This is a genomic window from uncultured Prevotella sp., assembly GCF_946407605.1.
Classification (GTDB): Bacteria; Bacteroidota; Bacteroidia; order Bacteroidales; family Bacteroidaceae; genus Prevotella.
On sequence record NZ_CAMJOS010000061.1, the window covers coordinates 1 to 6,131 of the forward strand.

The window sequence follows — 6,131 nt, forward strand, 5'->3', positions numbered from 1 at the left end:
CTCCAGCGGCGTTGTCTTTATTCCCGTTCTTCCCGTGCACTCCAGCGGCGTTGTCGCCGCTGTTCCCTTCGTCAGTCTCTCGAATTTCGCCACCAAAATCAGCAAGCCGCAAAGCCTCACCTCGTGCCATTTGCTCATCAGCAGTTCCGGCACCTCGCTCAATGGAAATTCTTTCCAAACATTCTTAACGATTTCCCTTGTCTGTGGCACCTTCAGTCCCAGGAACTCATCACCCTCGCCATACTCACCAGGTCCCGTCTTGAAGAACCCCATGAGCACCCGTCGCTGCTCCTCATTCCGCAGCGACTCCATATACGCGATGATCTCCTTGGCCGTCATGATATTTTGCTTTTTGGATTGCAAAAATACGCATAAATTTGCAAAAGGCAAAGAAAACTCATGGAAAAACAGCAAAAATCACCGACGATATCCCTGATTTGGGGAAAAATGACTATCTTTACAGCAGAATTACTAAAAACTTAAAGATCACAAAGCTGATCAAGTGAGCGATGTTCAAATCAGAGCCAACCGTTTGGCCATCTCGATAAGCGCCACGAAACGGTAGCGCTGCGATGTCACTGGGATGGGCGTATAGGTGAAATGACGTGCCTCTGCCTTTCTGCGCAACGTCTCTTCTACAGCCGTCTGAATGCCAGCATCGAGGAACGCCTGTTCGGTAGGCTCCAACAGCAACAGCTGCCCTTTCGAACACGCCTCAAAATACACGCCCCCCGGCTTGTAGTAACGTTCATGCGGCGACCCCTCCTTGGGAAAACCGTCGTTGAGCAGCACCACCAGCGGATAGCCCTGCTCACGCAAAGTGCGGGCAATGAGCTGCTCACCCTTGCTGATGGCCGCCGTATAGGTCACCGCCCCATTGTGCGCTGATGCCAATACCGACTGCAACCGCTCCTGCACCTCATCGTTGGTTGCACTTCGCGACATCTCCACCACCTGTTTGTCGGGCCAGTCCAAGAGGAAATGATTACCCATCGACGTAAACGACAGCCCTGCTGCCTCCGTCCGTCTGTGCAATCGGAAAAGCTCCGGTTGATGGCTCTTGATCCAAAGCCGCCGTGGGTTGTCCTTCACATAGTCAATCATCCGTCGCAACTGCCCAGGCGCATGCAGTATGCGCTCATGATAATAAGCCGGGTTCTGCTCCCAGACACTACCCCTGCACGCAAAAATGCGAGCGAAATGCATGGGCGCCTCCGCGCCTCTCTCATGTCCGTCCGCGGCGTTGTCTTCTCCATTTCCGTGCACTCCAGCGGCGTTGTCGCCGCTGCCATACATTTCCTTATACACCTTAGTGCACCCGCTTTTAAACCCGCGCACCACTGCCCCGATGCTCTGCGGCAGCGGCTCCAGCACCTGAATCACCAGGTGCACGTGGTCGGGCATCACCTTCTGTGCCAGCACCTTCAGTGCGAACCCCTTCCCTGCATAAAATTGCGCCAGCCCGCACAAAATCTGACACACACGACGCCCAAAGGGATTGAGCCTCACGAAAGCCGTCTCCGCGCTCTCACCGTCTATCACTCCAAACAACGGAAAGCGCTCCTCCACAGGCAGCGTAAAATGATAGATGGCCCGCCCCTTGTAGTCCCATCCGTTTTCACGGTGGTGCCTCATAGGGTCTACCGGCCTCCGCTTCCTCTGTCCTTCATCCATTGTCTGTGCCATCCTTATTCAGCACTCTTCACTTAGAAAGCCTGCTTTCTATCACTTCCCAATCGATGATCTGCCAGAGGGCGGCCAGATGGTCGGGACGACGGTTCTGATAGTCCAGATAGTACGCATGCTCCCACACGTCGAAGGTCAGCAGCGGCTTCAGCCCCTTCTGAATGGGATTCGCTGCATTCGTTTCCTGCGTAATCACCAGTTTGCCATCCTTGTCTGCAGACAGCCACACCCAACCAGAGCCAAAGAGCGTTGCCCCACCCTTCTGGAACGCCTCCTTGAACGCCTCAAATGACCCAAAGTCGCGCACGATGGCCTCTGCCAATTTTCCCGTAGGCGCATTGTCGGCCTTAGGCGCAGTAAATTGCCCAAAGTACAGATTGTGGTTCAGAATCTGCCCAGCGTTATTGAGCATGCCGCCCGTAGCCTTCAGCACAATCTCCTCCAAGGGCAATCCCGCCAGCGGGCTCCCTTCCAGCAACCCGTTGAGGTTATTCACATACCCCGCCAGATGCTTCCCATGATGAAACCCCAGCGTCTGCTTACTGATTACCGGCTCCAATGCGTCGATCGCATACGGTAGCACCATCAATTCGAACTTTCCCATATCCTTAAGTTTTTAGTAATTCCGCTGTAAAGATAGTCATTTTTCCACAAATCTCATCAAAATCATGAAAATATCTTCATTTTCCATGTAACAAAAGCGAAATTTTCGCGAAAAAGTTGTATATTCGCAGCATGAATGCTGTGTCACGCCTCCCGTGTCCGGGATTTCGCGATTCCATTATTCAAGAAGCCATTTCCATACTGGAACAATCTCAATAGTGCCATGCTTATCGTTGATGGTTTCCTCTTCGTCATAAGTCAGAATCAGTCTCCTTTTACAAGACAAACGATTAGGCAGCTTTTGTAAGGCCTCCGTTTCGCGCTTCCTGGTCTCTTCATCATGCAGTGAATAGCTCACTTGGATAGCCAGTTCGTCATCAGGGATATAAAAATCAACCTCATAGCCGTCATGATAGAAAAATATACGGCCATTGTCAATATCGTGACCATAGATACGGAACAGTTGAATAGCAACAAGGTTTTCCAAAAGCATCGCGTCTTTATCAATAAGGAACAAGCCAAGAATGCCCGTGTCAATAAAGTAATACTTGCAGTTACTTTCCTTATCAGCCAGCGCAGAAGCGTAGTTCCTAAGTCGCAACAGCAGCCATGCCTCCTCACAATACTCCACATACTTGATGGTGGTGGCAAGACTGAGTTTTCCGCCAACACTCGACAGTAGGTTATTGATGCGGTTATAGGAGATGGGGCGACAAACGCTCTCTGCCATCTTGCGCACAAGTACACGGATGCCAGCCACATTGGTAATCTTGTTACGGGCGATGATGTCACCCATGTATATCTTCTGATAGATACTGCTCAAATAGTCCCTCTTAGCAGGCAAGAGAGCCGCTGCAGGCAGACCGCCATATCTCAGGTACTCGTCGAAGGTGCGTATCACCCTGGCACGTCCTTCAGTAGCCAACAGGTCTATCTCGCCAAAAGACACCTGATGTACTGCAAGGAACTCTTTGAAACTGTACGGATAAACCTCTGCTATCAGGAAACGTCCGCCAAGGGTGGTGTTTATCTCGCCAGAGAGCATCTTGGCATTACTACCGGTAATAAAGATGGTATATTTAGCATCGGCCATCCGTCGGGCAAACTTATGCCAAGAGTCTATGTTTTGTACTTCGTCAAGAAACAGCATGGGGCGCTTGCCGTACATCTCCTGATGACATTCCAACAGTTTGTTGAAATCCTCAGTATCAAAGTTCTCCAAACGCTCATCCTCAAAGTTCAGATAGAGCATTTCGTCCCACTTATGGCCTGCAGCAAGCAATTGCTGGATATGATGGTAAAGCATATACGACTTACCCGTTCTTCGTACTCCTACAAGTACACGGCACGGGAAATCGTCCAACAAAAAATCACGAGGCTCCACAACATAGCGTTCCACCTCTTGCTGATTATCCCTAAGGATTTGTTTCAATAGCTGCTTATCCATATGCTGTTAGTATGAAGTTGGGGCAAAGGTACAAATTATTTAATGAATTTGCAAATTTTTAGCCGTTTTTATTTAATCCATTAAACAATATACTCCTGAACAGAGGTATTGCATTAGAACAACAGGTATTCAAAGTCAGACATCAGCCCTCACTTTATCAACTTCGTAACCTGCTTTTCTGTAGCCTCGGGTAACAGTCTGCGCAGATGCTCGTACATCCGGTCGAACGACTCCTGAGGCGAGCGCTCGAACCGGCACATCTCGCGACCCAGCAATGACTCCGGCGTGGTGAGTAGCGACCAGCCCCAGCCGTATTCGCGTCCATGCTTATCAGTGGGATACACGAAGTCCTCAGTCACGATGCGACAGGCCATCTGCAGGCGTGTCACATAACCGTCAAACTTGCTCCGCATCCGTGGTCCATCAAAGCCACAGGCAGCTCGCAGTTCACGCGTTATCAGACTGCCATGCTCTGCCAAGGTCAACAGGATGGCCTCCTCGATACTGTCCTCCGTAGGTGCAGGATATTGGCTGCGGCGGTAGTTGCAGAAGTCGGGCCACCATTCGCGACTGATAAACCCCGCCTTCTTGTTGAAAAACTTGCCATAGACGCAACGTCCCTCGGTAACGATAGGGCCCTTCCACTTCCACAATGGCCAGTCCCATCCACCATCGTCGAAGACGACATAGCGATTGTCCTCATCCACCAGTTCCTCGGCCGAATAGCCCCTAATACCACTATCCAGCAACGGCAGGAACCCCACCTCCTGGATCAGGTCCATCAACTCCGGACAACTGTGTATCTCTCCGATTTTCATAAGTATATCGCTTCATTGTCATATTTTGATTGCAAATATACAAAAAATATCAGATATTATCGTGTTTTTGTTCTTTTTTATTGCACTTTTTCATCATTTTGTGCATTTATTCCATACCGACATCCTAAAGGGGACATGTATAAACACGCCATCGCTCGCCCTTTAGGGCACAGGCTTCGCGAGCGATACTAGCGCTCGGCATCCCGAAGGGTGACGCTTGCTACCCGCTCGAACTTGTTCGCTTGCCAAAGCAAGAACGGGACGCAAGAACCTTTGCGGAGGGCGGTCTCTGCCCGTAGCAAATTAAGCCTTCACCCGATGTTGGGGGCGCTCGACCTCTGGTCGCTTGCTACCATCGGGACGCAAGAAGGTTTGGATGGGGGTAGGTACCCTCTCTTACATGCCAAGTGACGGAGCAGCGAGAGGAGAGCTAAGCTTGCTTAGGCTATCCCGAGTCGTGACGGAACTCGAGCGTAGCTCAAGGAGGGGCGGGTGAGTTGTAGAAAAGAGTTATGCGTCCCCGTCGGGGGCTTTTCCCTCACCCCACAAAAAATGCGTATTTACGCAAAAAAAGTAAATAAACTGCTTGCTGTTTCAAAAGATTATCGTATCTTCGCAAACGAAAACTGCGTATTTACGCAAAAAAAGTAAATAGCACACCTTCAAAGTATTATTTCTCGGACCTAGGACTTCGTAATGCCCGACTAAATTTCCGTCAATACGAGGAAACGCACCTGATGGAGAATCTGATATACAATGAGCTTCGTCTGCGAGGTATGAGTGTTGATGTTGGTGTGGTGGTAAAGCACGAGAAGGATGCCAATGGTGTAAGCGTACGAAAGCAGTATGAGGTCGACTTTGTCTGCAATCAAGGCAGCCAGCGCTACTACATACAATCGGCCCTACACCTGCCGAGTGAAGAAAAACGCGAGCAGGAAGTTCGAAGCCTTAAGGGCATCAACGACAGTTTCAAGAAGTTTGTCATTACCGACGACCTGATTAGCCGCTATCAGGACGATGATGGTATTACCTATATGAACATTTACGAGTTCCTTTTAAACGAAGACTGCTTATAATCCATTTAAACAATATATCGCGAACCCGAAGGCTGCGATTAAGCGAGAGCAGAGGAAGCTCGCTTACTTTGCCGAGCGTGAGCAGGCTCGACCGAAGGTCAAGGGCAAAGGCTCGAGAGCGATACTAAAACTTTGAATATCGACGGTTTCTGCGATTTTCAATTGAGTCTCCCTTGAACCGATGGAGCAGCGAGAGGAGAGCAGAGCTCGCTCTGGCTATCCCGAGTCGTGACAGAGGTCGAAAGTTGTTCAAAGGGAGGTCTGGAGGGTCGTGTTTTCTTTTACTTCTTTTCTTTCGCGACAAAAGAAAAGGAGATATTGGGGTCTGGGGGTATCCCCCAGGAGTTGGTGTTGTTGGGGCATAAAAAAGGCCGATGCGTTATTTGCATCGACCCTTTGCCTATCGTGCGCTGCCTGTGAATTTGGAAAGCGTTCGTTATTCATTCTTTTAGACAGCCGATTGGAACCACTAAAACGCCATCCTTCGGACGTTTGTAAGCA

7 protein-coding genes are annotated in these 6,131 nt (G+C 50.0%); 1 reads left to right on the forward strand and 6 read right to left on the reverse strand.

Translation table 11 applies throughout. The annotated features are described in order from the left end of the window. The 5 genes from Q0R57_RS14350 to Q0R57_RS14370 form a co-directional block, all read right to left on the reverse strand. Positions 1–339, reverse strand: a 339-nt coding sequence (locus tag Q0R57_RS14350) for a DNA alkylation repair protein (protein ID WP_294749134.1), incomplete at its 3' end; no start/stop codon positions are given. Positions 340–513: 174 nt separating this feature from the next. Continuing rightward, the gene (locus tag Q0R57_RS14355) at positions 514–1,206 is read right to left on the reverse strand and encodes a hypothetical protein (protein ID WP_294749136.1); all 693 of its coding nucleotides are present in this window, start codon (positions 1,204–1,206) and stop codon (positions 514–516) included. 496 nt (positions 1,207–1,702) lie between these two features. Then, positions 1,703–2,290, reverse strand: a complete 588-nt coding sequence (locus Q0R57_RS14360) for a superoxide dismutase (RefSeq protein ID WP_294749138.1) — start codon at positions 2,288–2,290, stop codon at positions 1,703–1,705. Between the two features lie 177 nt (positions 2,291–2,467). Further along, a complete protein-coding gene (locus Q0R57_RS14365; protein WP_294749140.1) occupies positions 2,468–3,736 on the reverse strand; it encodes an ATP-binding protein in 1,269 nt (422 codons plus the stop codon). A 149-nt stretch (positions 3,737–3,885) separates the two neighbouring features. Then, positions 3,886–4,554 (reverse strand): hypothetical protein, encoded by a 669-nt coding sequence (locus tag Q0R57_RS14370; protein ID WP_294749142.1) that lies wholly within the window; start codon positions 4,552–4,554, stop codon positions 3,886–3,888. Positions 4,555–5,291: 737 nt separating this feature from the next. On the opposite strand from Q0R57_RS14370, the gene Q0R57_RS14375 reads away from it, so the two are divergent. Continuing rightward, positions 5,292–5,630 carry a hypothetical protein gene (locus Q0R57_RS14375; protein WP_366516876.1) on the forward strand — a complete coding sequence of 113 codons (339 nt, stop codon included), beginning with the start codon at positions 5,292–5,294 and terminating at the stop codon, positions 5,628–5,630. Between the two features lie 249 nt (positions 5,631–5,879). On the opposite strand, the gene Q0R57_RS14380 is transcribed toward Q0R57_RS14375, so the two are convergent. Continuing rightward, positions 5,880–6,131: hypothetical protein (locus Q0R57_RS14380; RefSeq protein ID WP_294749144.1), on the reverse strand; the 252-nt coding region annotated here is incomplete at its 5' end.